Source organism: Streptomyces xanthophaeus (assembly GCF_030440515.1).
In the GTDB taxonomy this organism is placed as follows: domain Bacteria; phylum Actinomycetota; class Actinomycetes; order Streptomycetales; family Streptomycetaceae; genus Streptomyces; species Streptomyces kutzneri.
Genome location: NZ_CP076543.1, coordinates 5,032,501 through 5,053,602, shown reverse-complemented (window position 1 = coordinate 5,053,602; position 21,102 = coordinate 5,032,501). Strand labels below are relative to the sequence as shown.

Genomic DNA, 21,102 nt, shown 5'->3' with positions numbered 1-21,102 from the left:
GCCGACAGCTCCAGCTCAACCCGGCAGCGGGTTACTTCTTCCGGCGACGCCCGCCCGCGGCCTTCTGCGCCTTGCGCCGCTCCGCCCGCGTCATCCCGTCACCCTCACCACCGGCAGCGTCGGATTCGAAGTCGCCCTCGATGACACCGCCCTCCCCGTCCACCGTCGGAGCGGAGAAGTGCAGCCGGTCCGGCCGCTGCGGAGCGTCCAGCCCCTTCGCCCGGATCTCCGGACGCGCCCCCACCGGCTCCTTCGTCAGGGACGGCGCCGCGTCCTGCACCGGAACCTCCTCGACCTGCTGCTCGACCTGGACCTCCAGGTTGAACAGGTAGCCGACGGACTCCTCCTTGATGCCTTCCTGCATGGCGTTGAACATGTCGAAGCCCTCGCGCTGGTACTCGACCAGCGGGTCCTTCTGGGCCATGGCCCGCAGGCCGATGCCCTCCTGCAGGTAGTCCATCTCGTACAGGTGCTCACGCCACTTGCGGTCGAGCACCGACAGGACCACGCGCCGCTCCAGCTCGCGCATGATCTCGGAGCCGAGCGTCTTCTCGCGCGTCTCGTACTGCTCGTGGATGTCGTCCTTGACGGACTCCGCGATGAACTCGGCGGTGATGCCCGCACGGTCGCCCGCGGCCTCCTCCAGCTCCTCGATGGTGACCTTCACCGGGTAGAGCTGCCGGAAGGCGCCCCACAGGCGCTCCAGGTCCCACTCCTCGGCGAAGCCCTCGACCGTCTCGGCCGCGATGTACGCGTCGATGGTGTCGTCCATCATGTGGCGCACCTGCTCCTGCAGGTCCTCGCCCTCCAGGACGCGGCGGCGCTCGCCGTAGATGACCTCACGCTGGTTGTTGAGGACCTCGTCGTACTTCAGGACGTTCTTGCGCGTCTCGAAGTTCTGGGTCTCCACCTGCGACTGGGCCGAAGCGATCGCGCGCGTCACCATCTTGTTCTCGATCGGCACGTCGTCGGGGACGTTCGCCATCGCCATGACGCGCTCGACCATCTGCGCCTTGAACAGGCGCATCAGGTCGTCGCCCAGCGACAGGTAGAAGCGGGACTCGCCCGGGTCGCCCTGTCGGCCGGAGCGGCCGCGCAGCTGGTTGTCGATACGGCGCGACTCGTGACGCTCGGTGCCCAGCACGTACAGCCCGCCGAGCTCCTTGACCTCCTCGAACTCCGCCTTCACCGCGGCCTCGGCCCGGGTGAGCGCCGAGGGGAGGGCGTGCGCCCACTCCTCGATGTGCTCCTCCGGGTCCAGGCCCTGCTGGCGCAGCTCGGCCTCGGCGAGGTCGTCCGGGTTGCCGCCGAGCTTGATGTCGGTACCGCGGCCGGCCATGTTCGTGGCGACCGTGACCGCGCCCCGGCGGCCGGCCTGGGCGACGATCGTCGCCTCACGGTCGTGCTGCTTGGCGTTGAGCACCTCGTGCGGGATGCCGCGCTTGGAGAGCTGCTGGGAGAGGTACTCGGACTTCTCGACCGACGTCGTACCGACGAGGATCGGCTGGCCCTTCTCGTGCTTCTCCGCGATGTCGTCGACGACGGCGGCGAACTTCGCGACCTCGGTCCGGTAGATCAGGTCCGGCTGGTCCTTGCGGACCATGTCGCGGTTGGTCGGGATCGGGACGACACCGAGCTTGTAGATCTGGTGGAACTCGGCGGCCTCGGTCATGGCCGTACCGGTCATGCCCGACAGCTTCGAGTAGAGGCGGAAGAAGTTCTGCAGGGTGATCGTGGCGAGGGTCTGGTTCTCGTCCTTGATGTCCACCCCTTCCTTCGCCTCGATCGCCTGGTGCATGCCCTCGTTGTAGCGGCGGCCGGCGAGGATGCGGCCGGTGTGCTCGTCGACGATCATGACTTCGCCGTCGATGACGACGTAGTCCTTGTCGTTCTTGAAGAGCTCCTTGGCCTTGATCGCGTTGTTGAGGTAACCGACGAGCGGGGTGTTCACCGACTCGTAGAGGTTCTCGATGCCGAGCCAGTCCTCGACCTTGGCGACACCGGACTCGTGGATGGCGACGGTGCGCTTCTTCTCGTCGACCTCGTAGTCGCCGGTCTCCTCGATGCCCTTCAGCGGCTGGCCGGCCTCGCCCTTGGTCAGGCGGGTCACCAGCTTCGCGAAGTCGCCGTACCACTTCGTGGCCTGGTCGGCGGGGCCGGAGATGATCAGCGGGGTACGGGCCTCGTCGACGAGGATCGAGTCGACCTCGTCGACCACGGCGAAGTTGTGGCCGCGCTGGACGAGCTCGTCCTGGGACCACGCCATGTTGTCGCGCAGGTAGTCGAAGCCGAACTCGTTGTTCGTGCCGTAGGTGATGTCGCAGTTGTACTGCTCGCGGCGCTGCGCGGGCGACATGTTCGCCAGGATGCAGCCGACCTCCAGGCCGAGGAACTTGTGCACCCGGCCCATCAGCTCGGAGTCACGCTCGGCGAGGTAGTCGTTCACCGTGATCAGGTGGACGCCCTTGCCGGACAGCGCGTTCAGGTACGCGGGCAGCGTGCCGACGAGGGTCTTGCCCTCACCGGTCTTCATCTCGGCCACGTAGCCGAGGTGCAGCGCCGCGCCACCCATGATCTGGACGTCGTAGTGCCGCTGGCCGAGGACGCGCTTCGCGGCCTCGCGTACGGTCGCGAAGGCCTCGGGCAGCAGGTCGTCCAGGCTCTCGCCGTCCTGGAAACGCTGCTTGTACTCGTCCGTGAGCGCACGCAACTCGGCGTCGGAGAGGTTGACGAAGTCCTCTTCGATGGAGTTGACCTGGTCCGCGATGCGGTGCAGTTTGCGCAGGATCTTGCCTTCGCCTGCACGCATGAGCTTGTTGAAGACGGACACCGAGGTTTGTCTCCTTGCCGGTCGGGCCTGGGCACTGTACGTACACGGGCACGGCAGGTGGGCCCCACCGCAACGGCCATCGTAAGCGAGGACGTGGCCGCGTCGGGAGGTCCGCCGTTCCCGTGAGGGCACGGGTGCCCGGATTGAGAACGTACGGGGGACACCGAAGGTGCCGCATCGCCCGGAGGGATCACCGAAAATTGTTCGCCGCGGATACCGGCACGGCAGCAGAATTCGTTCATGGAACCCAAGACGCTCAGCACGGACCGATTGGTATTGCGGCCTTTCGTCCCGTCGGACGAGGACGAGCTGTATGCGGCGGCCCGGGATCCGGACGTCCAGCGCTGGACGCTCGTGCCCTCCCCCTATGAGCGCGAGCACGCGCACACCTATGTGAACGAGACCGTGCCGAACGGCTGGCGCGACGGCACGGCCTTCGCCTTCGCCGTGCGCCTCGGGGCCGAGGGCCCCCTGGTCGCGGCCGTCGGCGTGCACATCCACACCGCGGAGAGCACCGAGATCGGCTACTGGGCGGTCAAGGAGCACCGCGGCCGGGGCTACATGACCGAGGCGGTCCTGGCCGTCGCCCGCTGGGCCTTCACCGAAGTGGGCATCGGGCGGCTGGAATGGCGCGCCGAGGTGGGCAACGCGGGCTCCCGCGCCGTGGCCGAGAAGGCCGGCTTCCAGGTCGAGGGCATCCTGCGGGCCGGCATCGTCCACCGCGGCACCAACCGCGACTGCTGGGTCGGCGCCCTGCTCCCCTCCGACCTGGGCCTGCCCTCGAAGCTGCCCTACCTGCCGGCACCCGCGGAGTAGCCGGTCGGCACCATCCTGATCCTGGAGCCGATCACGCCGATCACGCCGACCACCGACCGCCGCGTCCTCGGCCCGCACACCCCCGAGGACGCGGCCGAGGTGTACGCCGCCTGCCAGGACCCCGGCATCCGGCGCCGTTCATCGGTGCCGGTCCCGTACGGGCCCGCTGCTGTCAGTGGCACGGCCTAGGCTTCGGGGATGACTTCGGGCACCGCTTCGCTCTCCCTGTCCGCCGACGACGCGCGGCGCATCGCCCTGCGCGCGCAGGGCTTCCTCGGCGCACCCGACCGGCGCGGCGGGGTCCGCGGGGTCCTGCGCCACCTGGGCGCCGTACAGCTGGACACCATCTCGGTCCTGGCCCGCTCGCACGAGCTGATCCCGTACGCGCGCCTGGGCGCGGTGGGCCGGGACACCGTGGAGCAGGCGTACTGGTCGGACCGGCACGCCTTCGAGTACTGGTCGCACGCCGCCTGCATCCTGCCGATCGAGGAATGGCCGCATTTCGCGTTCCGCCGCCGGGCCAACCGGGCGCGCGGCCACCGCTGGCACCTCCTCCAGGACAAGCACACCTCGACGCGGGCGGTCCTGGACCGGCTGAAGGCGGACGGCCCGCTGACCTCCACCGAGCTGGGCGGCGCCAAGAACGGCGGCGAGTGGTTCGACTGGTCCGAGACCAAGATCGCGGTGGAGTGGCTGCTGGACACCGGCGAGGTGGTGTGCAGCGAGCGCCGCGGCTGGAAGCGGGTCTACGACCTCCCCGAGCGGGCCGTTCCCGACGCGCTGCTCCACGACGACCTGGACGACCGCGAGTGCGCACGCCGTCTGGTCGCCCTGGCGGGCCGGTCCCTGGGCGTCGGCACCCGCGCCGACATCGCGGACTACCACCGCCTCAAGGGCGGGGAGTTCGACGCGGTGGTCGCGGACTCCGGACTGGTACCGGTCGAGGTGGAGGGCTGGTCCAAGCCGGCCTGGGCGGACCCGGCGGCTCTCGCGGAGGCTCCCCGGGGCCGCCACCGCACGACGCTGCTCTCGCCCTTCGACTCCCTGGTCTGGGACCGTCCCCGGACGGAGCGGATCTTCGGTTTCACGCACCGCCTGGAGGCGTACGTGCCCAAGCCGAAGCGGATACACGGGTACTTCGCGATGCCGCTGCTGGCGGGCGGCCGGCTCCAGGGCCGCGTCGACCCGGCCCGCGAGGGCCGCACGCTGGTCGCCCGGCAGCTCTCGCTGACCTCCCCGAAGGCCGCGGCCCCGATGGCGCGGGCCCTGCGGGAGGCGGCGGAATGGGTCGGCTGCGAGGACGTGCGCGTCGAGCGCGCGAGCTCGCCCGCGGAGGCGGCGGCCGTCACCGCGGAACTGGCCGCGCTCTAGGACCCGGGCGCTGGGCGCTGGGCGCTAGCGGATTTCGAGGATCTTTTCCCGCATCGCGTAGACCACGGCCTCCATCCTGGAGTGCAGCTGCAGCTTCTCCAGGATGTTGCGGACGTGGTTCTTCACGGTGTTCTCGGAAATGAACAACTCCTTGGCGATATCACGGTTGTTCATGCCGGTGGCCACCAGTTTCAGGACCTCCAGCTCCCGGTCCGTCAGCCGCGGCGCGGGGACCAGCCGCCGCTCGTCGGTCCGCTGGATCATCGACTTGAACTCGGTGAGCAGCTTCGACGCCATCGACGGGCTGATCTGCGACTGGCCGTCCGCCACCGCCCGGATCGCCGTGGCCACCTCGTCCGTCGAGATCTCCTTCAGGAGGTACCCGGTCGCGCCCGCCTTGATCGCGTCGTAGAGGTCCGCCTCCTCGTCGCTGATCGTCAGCATGATGATCTTCGCAGAGGGGGCCACCTCCTTGATCGAGGTGCACGCCTCGATGCCGCCGCGCCGGGGCATCCGCACGTCCATCAGCACGATGTCCGGAAGCAGGTCGGCCGCCTTGTCCACGGCCTCCGCCCCGTCCCCGGCCTCGCCCACGACCTGGATGTCCTCCTCCTGCGCGAGGACGATCTCCAGTCCCCGCCGGAAGAGCGCGTGGTCGTCGACCACGAGCACCCTGATGGGCTCCCGGGCGGTCTCCTGGGTCGGGTCGTCCGTCCCGCGGCAGCCCGCGACGCCGCCGTCCCCGCGCACCGGCCCGAAGCTGTCCGCCATCGTTCCTCCCCCTGCATGTGCTCAGCTGCTGGGCCAACCGGACACACACCGCAGCCGGTTGACTGCACGCCATGATTCCATGCCCGCACCGCGGCCCGGGGGCCAAAAGTGAGCCACCTGGCGCATACCCGTCGCACACCCGTCATGCAGGTGCCCCCGCACAGGCGCCGGAGCGCCTGCGCGGGGGCGATGAACAGATGTGCCGGACTCGGCCTCGGCTCAGCCGCCGAGCGCGCCACCGGCGCCGCCCCGCGGCTCCTCCGAGCTGGAGGCACCGTCGGGGTTCACGTGGATGACGCCGTAGTCATAGGCATGACGGCGGTAGACGACACTCGGCAACTTCGTCTCGGAGTCGACGAACAGATAGAAGTCGTGGCCGACCAGTTCCATCTCGTACAGGGCCTGGTCGAGCGACATGGGTGCGGCCGAGTGGGTCTTCTCGCGGACGATGAGCGGGCCTTCGCCCTGCACCTCCAGGGATCCGATCCGGGTGATCGGCACCCCGTCCGTCTTCTCCTCCGACACCGGCTGACCACTGCCGTTCAGCGAGGCGACGCCCGGCACCACGTCGGCGACCTCCGCCGCCGAGAGCCGGCCGTTGCCACGGCGGGTGTAACGCTTGTCGTGCTGCTTGCGCAGCCGGGCCTCCAGCTTGTCCTGAGCGAGGTCCAGCGCCGCGTACGCGTCGGCGGCGGCGGCCTCGGCACGGATCACCGGGCCCCGCGAACGCAGGGTGATCTCCACGCGGTCGGAACGGTCGGCCTGGCGCGGGTTGTGCTCCTTGGACACCTCGACGTCCAAGCTGATCACCTTGGCGTCGAGCTTCTGGATCCGCTCCGGATTCAGCTTCTCGGCCACGTGCTTGCGGAACCGCTCGGGCACCTCGGTCTTGCGGCCCTTGACGACGATGTCCACGCAGAACTCCGTTCCCGGATAGCTCCGCCCGACGGGGCGAAGCGTCTCCCTTTCGCACCAGACTCCGGTGAAGGCCGGAGCCTCGGACTTGGCGACTTTCACCTCCTCCTCCCCCATCGGCAAGATCAACACCCCACCGACTTCGGAGTCGAGAGACAGCCTCCTGAGTTCCTTACAACCGAACATATCCCTCTATGGCGGTTGTCGGCACCCGCTACCGGAATGTACTTCCAGTCAGGTGGCTGTTCCCTCTTACTACCTGCAACGATGGGCCTTCCCCGCCAGTTCCAAATCTATTCACAAGATTTTTGTTCTGTCCGAGTTGCTCAAACGCGTGGCAGGCGTTCGATCCGCCTGAAGGAGTCCGCCGGCGCGGCCACCACGGCCGCCCCCAGCACGGCCCCCGGGCCCGCCACCAGCCCCGCGGCGCGCACCGCCCGGGCCGCCTCGGCCAGCGTCGCCCCCGTGGTGATCACGTCGTCCACGAGCACGATCCCGGCCGCCCCGGCCGTGAGCCGCCGCCCGCCCCGGCGCACCGCCAGCGCCCCCGTGAGGTTCTCCCGGCGCTGCCGGGCCCCCAGCCCCGCCTGGTCCGCCACCGCCCGCCGCAGCCCCAGTACGGGCGCCACCCGCGCGGGAACACCGGCCCTCCTCAGCCGCCCCGCGGCCGCGAGCGCGATCCTGCGCGCCGGATCGTGCCCGCGCGCCCGGACCTGCCGCCGCGCCGACGGGACCGGGACCAGCACCACGTCCCCCGCACCGCCGAAGCCGCCCGCGCCACCGGAACCACCGGAACCGCCCGCCAGGACGGCGGCGGCCAGGGCAGCGCCGAGCACCCCGGCCAGCGGCAGCGCCCCGCGCTCCTTGTGCGCCAGCAGGAGGCTCCGTACGGCCCCCTCGTAGACGGCGGCGGCCCGTACCACCGGCAGCCCCGCGGGCCGCGGAGACGGCCGCACCGGCCCCTCCCCGGCCCCGCTCAGCGCATCGCGGCACCCGGCGCACACCAGCACCCGGACCGCCCCGCAGCCGGCGCAGTCGACCGGCAGGACCAGCCCGGCGAGCTCCTGCCACCACCCACGCATGACTCCACACTGCCGGGCCGGGCCACCGCCCGCGACCCCTGTGGACGACCCGCGCGCGGACAGGTCAGCCCGGGTACACCGGCGACCGGCCGCCCGCCACCGTGCGCCACTGCGCCCCCGGCGGCAGCCACACGATCCCGTCCTCCGAGTACGCGACCACCGGCTTCGGCTTCGCCTCGTCCTCGGTGGCCGCGACCGCCACCTCCGAGAGCCCGGTGGCCCCGGGCAGGCTCGCCGCGACCATCGAACCGTCGGCCAGCATGTAGCGGGCCTGCTGCACGCCGCCGTTCTCCCGGCCCACCACGAGCAGCCGCCCGCGCGGCGCCCAGCTCATCGCCGTCACGTCGACCATCTGCGGGGCCGCCGGACGCAGCTCGCGCACCGACACCGCCGAGGAGTCGCTCTTGCCGTCGGGCCGCTCGATCCGCCCGACGTAGAGGACCTTGTTGCCGTCGGGCTGCTCCACCAGCAGCGCGATCCGCGCCCCGTCGGCGGACGCCTTCAGCGAAGCGATCTTCCGCCCGTCGAGCCCCGCCACCTGCACCTTCTCCGGCGTTCCGGCACCACCGGGCACCCGCCACAGCCCCGGGGACTGCGGATCGCGGTCCGCGACCCACAGATCACCCGAAGCGTCCCAGCTCGGCGCGGTCAGCATCGGCGCCTTGCCGCCCTTGCCGATCGGCAGCGGCTGCGGCATCGCCCCGCTCCCGACCAGCGCCACGACGTACAGCGCGTGCTCGTCCTCGGAGATCACGGCCGCGCGCCGCTCGTCGTGGGAGACCGCCGCCGACCTGACCTTGAACCCGGGCGGGGTGGCCAGCGGCCCCGGCACCGGTTCGGGCTTGGGCTGCTGGTCCTCGCTGCTCGTGTCCAGCTTCATCCGGACCAGCCGCTTGTCGTTGTCGACGAAGTACTGGAACTCGGGAATCTTGGGCCGGCCCGCGATCGCGGCCGCGCTCACCTCGCTCACCGAACACAGCGACGTCGACTTGCCCCCCGCCCGCACCAGTTCGACCTGGTCGAGCCGGGAACCCGTCAGATCCTTGACCGTGTACAGGAGTTGGGTAGCCATCTTCTTGCACTGCGGCTGCGCGACGTTCTCGGCCTTCTCGTTGAGCGGCACGCGCAGCGTGTTCTGCCCGTCGTACGAAAGGGACTTGGTGCCCGGGCTCAGTTCCGTACCGGTGGGGAAGCTGGACTCCACGACCGGGGCGAGCCACCGGGACGGCCCCGCCAGCAGCGACTGCACGGTCTGCGTGGTCGGGTCCATCCGCGAGTCCGGGTCCGTGCGCTGACGCACGTAGACGGGATCGGCGACGAGCGTGCCGCCCGCGAAGTAGTACTTGTTGACCGGCATGTAGATGCGCTGGAAGTCCGACTCGCTGAGCACGAGCCCGCTCGGCGGGGTCGAGATCCGCCACTGCTTGTCCTCGTTCTGGACGAGCTGCAGGAACTCCTCGTACTCCCTGGCCCCGGTCTGCGGCTGGTACGCGCTGTGCTCGTCGACAGTCGCGAGCTTCTTGCCGGTCACCTTCCAGCGGGGCCCGTCCGGGTCCTTCTCGCCGCGGTTGGGAACCCGGTTGAGCCCGGAGGAGAGCACGGTGACGGCCGAGCCGGGCTTCCAGCTCTTCGCGGCGGCCTCGGTGAGGTACTTGCGGGCCGTCTCCAGCTGCGGGTCGTCGCTGGTCATCGCCTCCAGGAAGCCGTCGACGATCTCCGCCGGGCTGGCCTTGTCCGCAGGCGGTACGCCGAACACCCGGACCTGCGAATCCACGCCCTGCGAGGCCTGCACCGGGCGGATGTCGCCCCGGTCCGGCATGGAGGCGCACCCCGCGAGCAGCAGGCCGGCCGCACCGAAGGCGTACGCCCTGACGGCACGCAGCCTCCGGCGCCGCACCCGCGCACGCCCCGCCCGCGCGTCCAAGGGCTCAGCGTCCATCGGCTCGGTCCTCCTGTTGTGCCTGCTCGGCCGGGCGGGCCACGACCCGGGCCCCGTTGCCCGGCAGGGCCGTCGGGTCGGCGGGCACCGGCATCGCTCCGGCGACGGGCGAGCGCGGCGGTATCGACGAGCGGTCGCCCGCGTCGGCGGGCGTGCGCTCCGCCGCGCCGCCCGCGGCCTCGGCCGCGGCCCTGGCCCGGTTGGCGCGGTTGGCCCGGGAGTCCTCGGGCTCCAGCGGGATGGGCGAGCCCCGCAGCGGCTCGTCGGCCGTGCGCGGCAGCGTCAGGCGGAACTGCGAGCCGCCGCCCGGCTCGCCCCAGGCCTGCAGCCAGCCCCCGTGCAGCCGGGCGTCCTCGACGGCGATCGACAGGCCGAGGCCGGTCCCGCCGGTCGTGCGCGCCCGCGCCGGGTCGGCCCGCCAGAAGCGGTTGAACACGCGGGTGGCCTCGCCGGGCTTCAGCCCGACCCCGTAGTCCCGTACGGCGACGGCGACGGCCCCGCCCGCGGACGCCAGCCGGACCACCACGTCGCGGCCCTCGCCGTGCTCCACGGCGTTGACGACCAGATTGCGCAGCACCCGCTCCACCCGCCGGGCGTCGGCCTCGGCGATGACCGGCTGGGTGTCGCCCAGGACCCGGATCCGGGTGCCCTTGTGCTCGGCGAGCGGCTCGGCCCCGTCGATGACCCGGCGGACGACGTCACGCAGGTCGATGGGCTCGGCCTCCAGGGCCGCCGCCCCGGCGTCGAAGCGGCTGATCTCCAGCAGGTCGGCGAGGAGCGACTCGAACCGGTCGAGCTGCCCGGCGAGCAGCTCGGCGGAGCGCGCGGTGATCGGGTCGAAGTCGACCCGGGCGTCGTGGATGACGTCGGCGGCCATCCGGACCGTCGTCAGCGGGGTGCGCAGCTCGTGCGAGACGTCCGAGACGAAACGGCGCTGCATCCGGGACAGCTCCTCCAGCTGCTGGATCTTGTTCTGGAGGTTCTGGGCCATCTTGTTGAAGGCCTCGCCGAGGCGCGCGATGTCGTCCTCACCGGTGACCTTCATCCGCTCCTGCAGCCGCCCGGCCGAAAGCCGCTCGGCGATGCCCGCGGCCATCCGGACCGGGGTCACCACCTGGCGTACGACGAGCCAGGCGATGCCGCAGAGCAGGACGACGACGAACAGGCCCGCGGTCACGATGGTGACCTTGATCAGGTTGAGGGACTCCTCCTCCTGCGTCAGCGGGAAGAGGTAGTACAGGTCGTACGGGTCGCCGTTGATGTCCGAGAGCCGCTTGCCGATGACCAGCGCCGGCTCGGGCTCCTTCGCCCCGTCCCCGCTGGTGTACCGGATCTCGGAGAAGGTCTTGAAGGCGCCGGTGGCACGGTTGACGGCCCGGCGCAGCGGCAGCGGGACACTGGCGGTCGGGTCCACGTTGCCGGAGGCCCGGGCGCCCTTGACGCCCTGCGTCCCGGGCAGCGCCTCATCACCCGTGCCCGCACCCAGCGCGACGACCTCGAAGGCCGTCTGCCCGCCACTGGCCAACTGCTTGACCAGGGAGTTCATCCACGTACTGGCGTCCCGGCCGACCCTGTTGTCGGTGGCGTCGGGCCCGTCCACCGTGGCCGGGGCGTTGGCCTTCTCCTGCGCCACCGCGAACCCGCCCGCGGCCTGGCTCTGCGCCGCCTCCTCCTTGGCGTCGAGGAGACCCTTGCTGACCTGGGCGATGACGACGAACCCCAGGGCGAGGACCACGGCGAGCGAGATCAGCAGGGTGGCGGCGACCACGCGGAGCTGGATGTTGCGCCGCCACAACCGGACAGCCGGAAGCAGCGGCCGCCGCGCCAGGCGTACGAACAGCCGCAGGACCCGGCTGCTCGACGCCCGGTCCCGGAACAGCCGGCCGAAGCGCAGCTTCCACGGGCGGAAGCCGCCGTGGGCCCTGCCGGACATGCCGGACGTACCGGACTGCACGTCAGCTGGGTCCGGCCTTGTAGCCGACACCACGCACCGTCACGACGATCTCGGGGCGCTCCGGATCCTTCTCGACCTTGGAGCGCAGACGCTGCACGTGCACGTTGACCAGGCGGGTGTCCGCCGCGTGCCGGTAACCCCAGACCTGCTCCAGCAGCACCTCACGGGTGAACACCTGCCAGGGCTTGCGCGCGAGCGCGACCAGCAGGTCGAACTCGAGCGGGGTCAGCGCGATCGAGGCACCGTCCCGCTTGACCGAGTGCCCGGCCACGTCGATGACCAGGTCACCGATGGCCAGCTGCTCGGGCGCGGGCTCCTCCGACCGGCGCAGACGGGCCCGGATGCGGGCCACCAGCTCCTTCGGCTTGAACGGCTTCACGATGTAGTCGTCGGCCCCGGACTCCAGACCCACGACGACATCGACCGTGTCGCTCTTCGCGGTGAGCATGACGATCGGCACGCCGGACTCGGCCCGGATCAGGCGGCAGACCTCTATGCCGTCCCTCCCGGGCAGCATGAGGTCGAGCAGCACCAGGTCCGGCTTCGCCTCCCGGAAGGCAGCAAGTGCCTTGTCACCGTCCGCTACGAACGACGGCTCAAAACCTTCTCCACGCAGCACAATGCCGAGCATCTCGGCCAGCGCGGTGTCGTCGTCGACGACAAGGACGCGTCCCTTCATGGTTGACATCATCCCATTAGCTAATCGTTACCCGGCGGTGAGCTGTCCCACAGCCAAAAGGGCTGGAAATCGCCCCTCGGACCTGCGTCGAGATCAGCTCCACCAGTCTGCCCCCGAACGGGGCGACTATTGAAGGTACGGGCATCGAAGACCCCGCAGCACCGCCCGGGACCGTCCGACCGGTCGGGATCGCCCCGGACCGACCCTTTCCACCCCGCCACCGCACCCGATCCGCCGCCCACCCCCTACTCCGTTCGGGCCCCCCACGTGGCACGATGGCAGCGACCAGCGCCCCGCCGCGGCAGGCGCACATGAAGGAGTGACGATGAACGACTCTCCGGGCTGGGCTACGCCCGGATCCTCTCCGTCCGACGGCGAGCGGCCGGGCACCGAAAGCGGCGCGCAACAGCCCGCACAGCCCACACCGCCCGCCGGCGACCCGAAGTGGTCCGCCGAGCAGCCACCGCCCGGTCAGTGGTCGAGCCCGGGCACCACGCCGCCCGAGGCCCCGCAGGCACAGCCGCAGCCCACCACGGGCTGGGGCCAGCAGCCAGGCACCCCTCAGACGGGCCAGTACGGCCCCCAGTACGGCTACCCGGGCGGCCCCGGCCAGTGGGGCCAGTCCCCCGCCGCCAAGCCCGGAGTGATCCCCCTGCGGCCCCTGGGCCTCGGCGAGATCCTCGACGGCGCGGTCGCCACCATGCGCACCCACTGGCGTGCGGTACTGCCGATCACCCTCGTCGTGGCCACCGTCGTCCAGGTGATCAGCGTCATCGTCCAGAAGCTCATGCTGGACGACCTCGCCTTCGCCACGGACCCGAACGCCGGCCCGGAAGAGATCATCGACTCGCTCGGCAGCACCTTCGCCGCCTCCGCGGTGGTCCAGCTCATCCAGGTCCTCGGAACCATCGTGGTCACCGCGATGCTCACGATGGTCTTCAGCCGCGCCGTGCTCGGCCAGCAGTCCTCGGTCTCCGACGCCTGGCGCGAGGCCCGCCCCCAGCTGCTGCGCCTGATAGGGCTCACCCTGCTGATGGCCCTCGGCGCCATCCTGCTCGGCGCCGTACTGATCCTGCCGGGCGTCCTCACCGAATCCGTCGGCCTCGCCCTCCTCGGCTTCGCCGTGTGGCTGCCGCTCATGGTCTGGCTGGGCATCAAGTTCACCCTGGCCTCGCCCGCCCTGATGCTGGAGAAGAGCACCCTCTTCAAGTCCTTCGCGCGCTCCTCGAAGCTCGTCAAGGACACCTGGTGGCGCATCTTCGGCATCACGCTGCTCACCACCGTCATCGCCTTCTTCATCTCGGGCATGATCGTGGCCCCGTTCCAGATCATGAGCCTCTTCGCCTTCAGCGGCGGCCTCGACGCCATGGAGGACGGCAGCGGCATGACCAGCTGGGGCGCACTGATCGCCCCCGCGATCGGCCTGATCATCGCGCAGACCATCGTCATGCCCTTCCAGTCCGGCGTCACCGTGCTCCTGTACGTCGACCAGCGCATCCGCCGCGAGGGCCTCGACCTGGAGCTCGCCCGGGCCGCCGGCCTCGAGAACTACGGCACGACCGGAGGCTGACGCACAGATGATGAGTACGGGGGGCCTCATCACCCGCGCCACGGCGCTCCTGCCGAGCGCCGAGACACCACCGGTGACGACACCGCGCGGACCCGCCAGGGAAGCGGCCGAGCGCGAACTGTCCAAGCCGATGTACCACGAGAACGACCCGAGCCTGTTCGACCGCGCCCTGCGCAAGTTCTTCGACTGGCTCGACGACATGCTCGGCGCCGCCTCCGGAGCCACCCCCGGAGGCGGCTTCGGCCTCGTCGTGATCCTCCTCCTCGTGATCCTCGCCGTCGGCGCCCTCTGGTGGCGCCTCGGCACCCCCGGCCGGATCGCCGCCGGCGCCGGCGTCCTCTTCGCCGACGGCACCCGCAGCGCCGCCGACCACCGCACCGCCGCCGACGCCCACGCCGCCGCCGGCCGCTGGACCGAGGCCGTCCAGGAGCGCATGCGCGCCGTCGTCCGCTCCCTGGAGGAGCGCACCCTGCTCGACCCGCGCCCCGGACGCACCGCCGACGAGGCCGCCTCCGAAGCCGCGGTCTCCCTCCCCGACCATGCCGCGGAACTCCGCGCCGCCGCCCGTACCTTCGACGACGTCACCTACGGCGGCCGCACCGCCGACGCCGACACGTACGCCCGCCTGCGCGCCCTCGACCTCACCCTGGACCGCGCAAAGCCGCTGCTGACGGGACCCACCGCATGACCGGCCCGACCGATCCGGCCCCGCCGACGGCAACTCCGGCCCCGCCGGTGCTCGACGCACGGGAGTCCGGGGGCAGCACCCCCGGCCACGACCCCGCGCCCAGCGCAGCCGCAGCCGCGCCCGCAGCCGCAGCTGGCGACTCGCGCACCCGGCGCCTGCGCCAGATCCGCCGCGCCCTCATCGCCGTGGCCGTCCTGGCGGCCGGCGCCGTCGCCACGGCCGCCCTCAACTCCGGCACCCGCCACGGCTACCTCGACCCCCGCACCGCCGACCCCTCCGGCAGCCGCGCCGTCGCCGAGCTCCTGAAGGAACGCGGCGTCACCACCCGCGTCGTCACCACCGCCCGCGAAGCCGCCGACGCCGCCGGCCCCCGCACCACCCTCCTGGTCACCGACCCCGACCGGCTCGGCGCCACCCAGCGCGGCGTCATCCGCTCGGCCATCGACCTCTCCGGCGGCCGCACCGTCCTCCTCGCCCCCAGCAGCCACAGCCTCACCGACCTCTCCCCCGGCGTGCACACCGCGGGCGACGCCGACACGGACCGCCCCGACCCCCGCTGCACCCTGCCCGCCGCCACCTCGGCCGGCCGCGCCGACACCGGCGGCGGCCTCCGCTACACCACAGCCCTCCCCGGAGCCACCGCCTGCTACCCCAGCGGCGGCGACCCCACCCTCCTCGTCCTCCCCACCGGCCCCACCGGCGGCGACACGGTCCTCCTCGGCTCCGAGACGATCCTCCTCAACGAGTCCCTCGCCGACGAGGGCAACGCCTCCCTCGCCCTCCAACTCCTCGGCTCCCGACCGGACCTCGTCTGGTACCTGCCGTCCCTCGCGGACTCCGACCCCGGCACCGCGCCCTCCGGCGAGGACAAGGGCCTCCTCGACCTCATCCCGGCCGGCTGGTCCTGGGCCCTGCTCCAGCTCTTCGTCGCCGCCGCCCTCGCCGCCCTCTGGCGCGCCCGGCGCCTGGGCCCCCTCGTCACCGAGAAGCTCCCCGTCGCCATCCGCGCCTCCGAGGCCACCGAGGGCCGCGCCCGCCTCTACCGCAAGGCCGGCGCCCGCGACCGTGCCGCCACCGTGCTGCGCGCCGCCACCCGCGAACGCCTCGCCGCACTGGTCGGCGTACCGCACACCCAGGCCCACGACCCGGCGGCACTGGCCCCGGCCGTCTCCGCCCGCCTGACCGGCGAGCCCCGCGACGTGGCCGCCCTCCTCTTCGGCACCACCCCCTCCGACGACGCGGCACTCGTCGCGCTCGCCGACCACCTCGACGCCCTCGAAAGAGAGGTCCGTACGTCATGACGTACCCGGCCACCGAGTCCACGGCAGTGACCGCGGACAGCGCCCGCGCTTCCCTCGAAGCGCTCCGCACCGAGATCGGCAAGGCCGTGGTCGGTCAGGACTCCGCCGTCACCGGACTCGTCGTCGCGCTCCTGTGCCGCGGCCACGTCCTCCTCGAAGGCGTCCCCGGCGTCGCCAAGACCCTCCTCGTACGGGCCCTGGCCGCCTCCCTCGAACTCGACACCAAGCGCGTCCAGTTCACCCCCGACCTGATGCCGAGCGACGTCACCGGCTCGCTCGTCTACGACGCCCGCACCGCCGAGTTCTCCTTCCAGGACGGCCCGGTCTTCACCAACCTCCTCCTCGCGGACGAGATCAACCGCACCCCGCCCAAGACCCAGTCCTCGCTCCTCGAAGCGATGGAGGAGCGCCAGGTCACCGTCGACGGCACCCCGCGGAAGCTGCCCGACCCCTTCCTCGTCGCCGCCACCATGAACCCGGTCGAGTACGAGGGCACCTACCCCCTCCCGGAAGCCCAGCTCGACCGCTTCCTCCTCAAGCTCACCGTCCCCCTCCCCTCCCGCGAGGACGAGATCGGGGTCCTGACCCGCCACGCCGCCGGATTCAACCCCCGCGACCTGCACGCCGCGGGCATCCGCCCCGTCGCCGGCCCGGCCCAGCTCGAAGCCGCCCGCCAGGCCGTCGCCAAGGTCGCCGTCTCCCCCGAGATCGCCGGCTACGTCGTCGACGTCTGCCGCGCCACCCGCGAATCGCCGTCCCTCACCCTCGGCGTCTCCCCCCGCGGCGCGACCGCCCTGCTGGCCACCGCCCGCGCCTGGGCCTGGCTCACCGGCCGCGACTACGTCACCCCCGACGACGTCAAGGCCCTCGCCCTGCCGACCCTGCGCCACCGCGTCCAGCTGCGCCCGGAAGCGGAGATGGAGGGAGTCACGGCCGACGCCGTCATCACGGCGATCCTCTCCCACGTCCCCGTACCGCGCTGATGGCCCTCACCGGACGCGCCGCCCTGCTGGCGGCCCTCGGCAGCATCCCGGTCGGCCTCCTCGAACCGAGCTGGACCGGCATGCTCGCGGTCAACGGCCCGATCGCCCTGGCCTGCGCGCTCGACTGCGCCCTGGCGGCGCCCGTACGCGGCCTCGTGCTGGCCCGCTCCGGAGACACGTCGGTCCGCCTCGGCGAACCGGCGGAGGTCCACCTCACCGTCACCAACCCCGGCAGCCGCAAGCTCCGGGCCCGCATCCGCGACGCCTGGCCCCCGAGCAGCTGGCTCCCGGGCACCGAGACCGCCGCGTCCCGCCACGAGGTGGTCGTCCCCGCGGGCGAACGCCGCCGGCTGACCACCCGGCTGCTGCCCACCCGCCGCGGCGACCGCCAGGCCGACCGCGTCACGATCCGCTCCTACGGCCCGCTGGGCCTGTGGGCCCGCCAGGGCTCCCAGGTGTCCCCCTGGACCGTCCGGGTCCTGCCGCCCTTCACCAGCCGCAAGCACCTCCCGTCCCGGCTGGCCCGCCTGCGCGAGCTGGACGGCCGTACGAGCGTCCTGACCCGCGGCGAGGGCACCGAGTTCGACAGCCTCCGCGACTACGTCCCCGGCGACGACACCCGCTCCATCGACTGGCGCGCCACGGCCCGCCAGAACAAGGTGGCCGTCCGCACCTGGCGCCCCGAACGCGACCGGCACATCCTCATCTGCCTGGACACCGGCCGCACCTCGGCGGGCCGCGTCGGCGACGCCCCCCGCCTGGACTCCGCGATGGACGCGGCCCTGCTCCTCGCCGCCCTGGCCACCCGCGCCGGCGACCGCGTGGACCTCCTGGCCCACGACCGCCGCCCCCGCGCCCAGGTCCAGGGCCGCTCGGCGGCCGACACCCTCCCGTCGTTCGTCAACGCGATGGCCACGCTGGAACCGGAGCTCGTCGAGACGGACGCCAGGACCCTGGTCTCCACCATCCTCCGCAACGCCCCGCGCCGGTCCCTGGTGGTCCTCCTGACCAGCCTGGACGCGGCCCCGATCGAAGAGGGCCTGCTCCCGGTGCTCCCCCGCCTCACGCAGCGCCACACGGTCGTGCTGGCTTCGGTCGCCGACCCTCATGTCGCAGCCATGACAAATTCACGTGGCACGGTGGACGCGGTCTACGAGGCCGCCGCCGGTACCCAGACCCAGTCCCAGCGCCGCCGCACGGCCGACCAGCTCACCCGTCACGGCGTCCACGTCGTCGACGCCACCCCGGACACCCTGGCCCCGTCCCTGGCGGACGCCTACCTGGCACTGAAGGCCGCCGGCCGCCTCTAGGACAGCCCTGGGCCCGCCCTGCGATCTCCGATCTTCGATCGCGAACGGCAGAAACGACCTTCACGGGCACGTGCGGGGCTGTGAGGATGTCGACCATGGCTATCGATTCAGTGGTCGTACGACAGCGCGTCGAGGATCTGGACGCGGCTGTGCCCTTCTACGAGAAGTTGACCGGAAGCACCGCATCACGGTTCGCCTTTGCCGGCGTCACTCTGGCGAGCGTCGGTCCCTTCCTCCTGTTCGCGGGACCCGACGAGGCGGCGCAACGGGTGGCGGGAGTGGCGGCGACCCTCGTCGTCACCGACCTGGACGCCGCGGTCGAGGAGGCTCAGGCAGGCGGAGCCGACATCGTCATGCCGATTCAGCCCACTCCGAACGGCCACCGCGCGGTGCTGCGGCACCCCCACGGCGGCGTCTTCGAGTACATCGGCCCCTGAACCGGCCGGTATGCAGTGACCCCAGAACGCAGAAAAGCCCCGCACCATAAGGTGCGGGGCTTTCCCACAATGATTGTTCGGCGGCGTCCTACTCTCCCACAGGGTCCCCCCTGCAGTACCATCGGCGCTGAAAGGCTTAGCTTCCGGGTTCGGAATGTAACCGGGCGTTTCCCTAACGCTATGACCACCGAAACACTATGAAATTTGAACGCTGGCATGAACACAGCTGTTCGTTATTTCAGAACTAACACAGTGGACGCGAGCAACTGAGGACAAGCCCTCGGCCTATTAGTACCAGTCAGCTTCACCCGTTACCGGGCTTCCACATCTGGCCTATCAACCCAGTCGTCTACTGGGAGCCTTACCCTCTCAAGGAGGTGGGAATACTCATCTTGAAGCAGGCTTCCCGCTTAGATGCTTTCAGCGGTTATCCCTCCCGAACGTAGCCAACCAGCCATGCCCTTGGCAGGACAACTGGCACACCAGAGGTTCGTCCGTCCCGGTCCTCTCGTACTAGGGACAGCCCTTCTCAATATTCCTACGCGCACAGCGGATAGGGACCGAACTGTCTCACGACGTTCTAAACCCAGCTCGCGTACCGCTTTAATGGGCGAACAGCCCAACCCTTGGGACCGACTCCAGCCCCAGGATGCGACGAGCCGACATCGAGGTGCCAAACCATCCCGTCGATATGGACTCTTGGGGAAGATCAGCCTGTTATCCCCGGGGTACCTTTTATCCGTTGAGCGACGGCGCTTCCACAAGCCACCGCCGGATCACTAGTCCCGACTTTCGTCCCTGCTCGACCCGTCGGTCTCACAGTCAAGCTCCCTTGTGCACTTACACTCAACACCTGATTGCCAACCAGGCTGAGGGAACCTTTGGGCGCCTCCGTTACCCTTTGGGAGGCAACCGCCCCAGTTAAACTACCCATCAGACACTGTCCCTGATCCGGATCACGGACCGAGGTTAGACATCCAGCACGACCAGAGTGGTATTTCAACGGCGACTCCACAACCACTGGCGTGGCTGCTTCAAAGTCTCCCACCTATCCTACACAAGCCGAACCGAACACCAATATCAAACTGTAGTAAAGGTCCCGGGGTCTTTCCGTCCTGCTGCGCGAAACGAGCATCTTTACTCGTAGTGCAATTTCACCGGGCCTATGGTTGAGACAGTCGAGAAGTCGTTACGCCATTCGTGCAGGTCGGAACTTACCCGACAAGGAATTTCGCTACCTTAGGATGGTTATAGTTACCACCGCCGTTTACTGGCGCTTAAGTTCTCAGCTTCGCAACCCCGAAAGGTCACTAACCGGTCCCCTTAACGTTCCAGCACCGGGCAGGCGTCAGTCCGTATACATCGCCTTACGGCTTCGCACGGACCTGTGTTTTTAGTAAACAGTCGCTTCTCGCTGGTCTCTGCGGCCACCCCCAGCTCACGGAGCAAGTCCGATCACCAGTGATGGCCCCCCTTCTCCCGAAGTTACGGGGGCATTTTGCCGAGTTCCTTAACCATAGTTCACCCGAACGCCTCGGTATTCTCTACCTGACCACCTGAGTCGGTTTAGGGTACGGGCCGCCATGAAACTCGCTAGAGGCTTTTCTCGACAGCATAGGATCATCCACTTCACCACAATCGGCTCGGCATCAGGTCTCAGCCTTAATGAGGGACGGATTTGCCTACCCCTCGGCCTACACCCTTACCCCGGGACTACCACCGCCCGGGCTGGACTACCTTCCTGCGTCACCCCATCGCTTACCTACTACAAGTCTGGTTCGTCGGCTCCACCACTTTCCTTTCCCCGAAGGGTCCGGAACGGCTTCACGGACTTAGCATCGCCTGATTCGATATTGGGCGTTTCAAAGCGGGTACCGGAATATCAACCGGTTGTCCATCGACTACGCCTGTCGGCCTCGCCTTAGGTCCCGACTTACCCTGGGCAGATCAGCTTGACCCAGGAACCCTTAGTCAATCGGCGCACACGTTTCTCACGTGTGTATCGCTACTCATGCCTGCATTCTCACTCGTGAACCGTCCACAACTAGCTTCCGCTGCTGCTTCACCCGGCACACGACGCTCCCCTACCCATCACAGCGGGCGTTGGCCCTATTGCTGCAATGACACGACTTCGGCGGTACGCTTGAGCCCCGCTACATTGTCGGCGCGGAATCACTTGACCAGTGAGCTATTACGCACTCTTTCAAGGGTGGCTGCTTCTAAGCCAACCTCCTGGTTGTCTCTGCGACTCCACATCCTTTCCCACTTAGCGTACGCTTAGGGGCCTTAGTCGATGCTCTGGGCTGTTTCCCTCTCGACCATGGAGCTTATCCCCCACAGTCTCACTGCCGTGCTCTCACTTACCGGCATTCGGAGTTTGGCTAAGGTCAGTAACCCGGTAGGGCCCATCGCCTATCCAGTGCTCTACCTCCGGCAAGAAACACACGACGCTGCAC

Annotated in this window: 15 protein-coding genes and 2 rRNA genes (1 of these 17 only partly in view); 8 read left to right on the top strand and 9 right to left on the bottom strand. The window is 70.1% G+C overall.

Features of this window, described 5'->3' with window-relative positions:
- Positions 1-31: 31 nt before the first annotated feature.
- Entirely contained in the window at positions 32-2,830 is a 2,799-nt protein-coding gene (gene secA, locus KO717_RS22405; protein ID WP_301370681.1) for a preprotein translocase subunit SecA, read from the bottom strand.
- A 240-nt stretch (positions 2,831-3,070) separates the two neighbouring features.
- Here secA and KO717_RS22400 point away from each other — a divergent pair, with 240 nt between their 5' ends.
- Positions 3,071-3,646: a GNAT family N-acetyltransferase gene (locus KO717_RS22400; RefSeq protein ID WP_301370680.1), complete on the top strand. Its 576-nt coding sequence runs from the start codon at positions 3,071-3,073 to the stop codon at positions 3,644-3,646.
- A 198-nt stretch (positions 3,647-3,844) separates the two neighbouring features.
- On the top strand, positions 3,845-5,017 hold the full coding sequence (locus KO717_RS22395; protein ID WP_301370678.1) for a winged helix-turn-helix domain-containing protein: 1,173 nt from the start codon (positions 3,845-3,847) through the stop codon (positions 5,015-5,017).
- A gap of 24 nt (positions 5,018-5,041) precedes the next feature.
- Here KO717_RS22395 and KO717_RS22390 read toward each other — a convergent pair whose 3' ends face one another.
- The 6 genes from KO717_RS22390 to mtrA form a co-directional block, all read right to left on the bottom strand.
- Positions 5,042-5,788, bottom strand: a complete 747-nt coding sequence (locus tag KO717_RS22390) for a response regulator (RefSeq protein ID WP_301370677.1) — start codon at positions 5,786-5,788, stop codon at positions 5,042-5,044.
- A gap of 219 nt (positions 5,789-6,007) precedes the next feature.
- On the bottom strand, positions 6,008-6,703 hold the full coding sequence (gene hpf / locus KO717_RS22385; protein WP_030010104.1) for a ribosome hibernation-promoting factor, HPF/YfiA family: 696 nt from the start codon (positions 6,701-6,703) through the stop codon (positions 6,008-6,010).
- Between the two features lie 326 nt (positions 6,704-7,029).
- Positions 7,030-7,785: a ComF family protein gene (locus tag KO717_RS22380; protein ID WP_301370676.1), complete on the bottom strand. Its 756-nt coding sequence runs from the start codon at positions 7,783-7,785 to the stop codon at positions 7,030-7,032.
- A 64-nt stretch (positions 7,786-7,849) separates the two neighbouring features.
- A complete protein-coding gene (locus KO717_RS22375) occupies positions 7,850-9,724 on the bottom strand; it encodes an LpqB family beta-propeller domain-containing protein (protein ID WP_301370675.1) in 1,875 nt (624 codons plus the stop codon).
- The gene (gene mtrB / locus KO717_RS22370; protein ID WP_301374665.1) at positions 9,714-11,657 is read right to left on the bottom strand and encodes an MtrAB system histidine kinase MtrB; all 1,944 of its coding nucleotides are present in this window, start codon (positions 11,655-11,657) and stop codon (positions 9,714-9,716) included. Before mtrB ends, KO717_RS22375 begins: the two co-directional genes overlap by 11 nt.
- A 22-nt stretch (positions 11,658-11,679) precedes the next feature.
- Positions 11,680-12,369 (bottom strand): two-component system response regulator MtrA, encoded by a 690-nt coding sequence (gene mtrA, locus KO717_RS22365; RefSeq protein WP_189747360.1) that lies wholly within the window; start codon positions 12,367-12,369, stop codon positions 11,680-11,682.
- Positions 12,370-12,682: 313 nt separating this feature from the next.
- Between mtrA and KO717_RS22360 the strand changes: the two genes are divergently transcribed.
- From KO717_RS22360 to KO717_RS22335, 6 genes are all read left to right on the top strand, one after another.
- On the top strand, positions 12,683-13,927 hold the full coding sequence (locus KO717_RS22360; protein ID WP_301370674.1) for a hypothetical protein: 1,245 nt from the start codon (positions 12,683-12,685) through the stop codon (positions 13,925-13,927).
- A gap of 7 nt (positions 13,928-13,934) precedes the next feature.
- Positions 13,935-14,615 (top strand): DUF4129 domain-containing protein, encoded by a 681-nt coding sequence (locus tag KO717_RS22355; RefSeq protein WP_301370673.1) that lies wholly within the window; start codon positions 13,935-13,937, stop codon positions 14,613-14,615.
- A complete protein-coding gene (locus tag KO717_RS22350; RefSeq protein WP_301370672.1) occupies positions 14,612-15,916 on the top strand; it encodes a DUF4350 domain-containing protein in 1,305 nt (434 codons plus the stop codon). The genes KO717_RS22355 and KO717_RS22350 overlap by 4 nt, the downstream gene beginning before the upstream one ends.
- On the top strand, positions 15,913-16,899 hold the full coding sequence (locus KO717_RS22345; RefSeq protein ID WP_301370671.1) for an AAA family ATPase: 987 nt from the start codon (positions 15,913-15,915) through the stop codon (positions 16,897-16,899). The genes KO717_RS22350 and KO717_RS22345 overlap by 4 nt, the downstream gene beginning before the upstream one ends.
- Positions 16,899-18,209, top strand: coding sequence for a DUF58 domain-containing protein (locus tag KO717_RS22340; RefSeq protein ID WP_301370670.1), 1,311 nt, complete (start codon positions 16,899-16,901; stop codon positions 18,207-18,209). The genes KO717_RS22345 and KO717_RS22340 overlap by 1 nt, the downstream gene beginning before the upstream one ends.
- A 95-nt stretch (positions 18,210-18,304) precedes the next feature.
- The gene (locus KO717_RS22335) at positions 18,305-18,646 is read left to right on the top strand and encodes a VOC family protein (RefSeq protein ID WP_301370669.1); all 342 of its coding nucleotides are present in this window, start codon (positions 18,305-18,307) and stop codon (positions 18,644-18,646) included.
- A gap of 75 nt (positions 18,647-18,721) precedes the next feature.
- Here the strand turns inward: KO717_RS22335 and rrf are convergent.
- Together rrf and KO717_RS22325 are read right to left on the bottom strand one after the other, a co-directional pair.
- Positions 18,722-18,838 (bottom strand): 5S ribosomal RNA (rrf, locus tag KO717_RS22330).
- Positions 18,839-18,914: 76 nt separating this feature from the next.
- Positions 18,915-21,102 (bottom strand): 23S ribosomal RNA (locus KO717_RS22325); it runs 935 nt beyond the window's last position.

Bases quoted from the DNA above. Each gene is read 5' to 3' on its own strand.
- mtrA (WP_189747360.1), bottom strand. From the start codon at position 12,369: ATGATGTCAACCATGAAGGGACGCGTCCTTGTCGTCGACGACGACACC.
- KO717_RS22375 (WP_301370675.1), bottom strand. From the start codon at position 9,724: ATGGACGCTGAGCCCTTGGACGCGCGGGCGGGGCGTGCGCGGGTGCGG.
- KO717_RS22390 (WP_301370677.1), bottom strand. From the start codon at position 5,788: ATGGCGGACAGCTTCGGGCCGGTGCGCGGGGACGGCGGCGTCGCGGGC.
- KO717_RS22335 (WP_301370669.1), top strand. From the start codon at position 18,305: ATGGCTATCGATTCAGTGGTCGTACGACAGCGCGTCGAGGATCTGGAC.
- mtrB (WP_301374665.1), bottom strand. From the start codon at position 11,657: ATGTCCGGCAGGGCCCACGGCGGCTTCCGCCCGTGGAAGCTGCGCTTC.
- KO717_RS22380 (WP_301370676.1), bottom strand. From the start codon at position 7,785: ATGCGTGGGTGGTGGCAGGAGCTCGCCGGGCTGGTCCTGCCGGTCGAC.
- KO717_RS22345 (WP_301370671.1), top strand. From the start codon at position 15,913: ATGACGTACCCGGCCACCGAGTCCACGGCAGTGACCGCGGACAGCGCC.
- KO717_RS22350 (WP_301370672.1), top strand. From the start codon at position 14,612: ATGACCGGCCCGACCGATCCGGCCCCGCCGACGGCAACTCCGGCCCCG.
- KO717_RS22400 (WP_301370680.1), top strand. From the start codon at position 3,071: ATGGAACCCAAGACGCTCAGCACGGACCGATTGGTATTGCGGCCTTTC.
- KO717_RS22395 (WP_301370678.1), top strand. From the start codon at position 3,845: ATGACTTCGGGCACCGCTTCGCTCTCCCTGTCCGCCGACGACGCGCGG.
- KO717_RS22355 (WP_301370673.1), top strand. From the start codon at position 13,935: ATGATGAGTACGGGGGGCCTCATCACCCGCGCCACGGCGCTCCTGCCG.
- KO717_RS22360 (WP_301370674.1), top strand. From the start codon at position 12,683: ATGAACGACTCTCCGGGCTGGGCTACGCCCGGATCCTCTCCGTCCGAC.
- KO717_RS22340 (WP_301370670.1), top strand. From the start codon at position 16,899: ATGGCCCTCACCGGACGCGCCGCCCTGCTGGCGGCCCTCGGCAGCATC.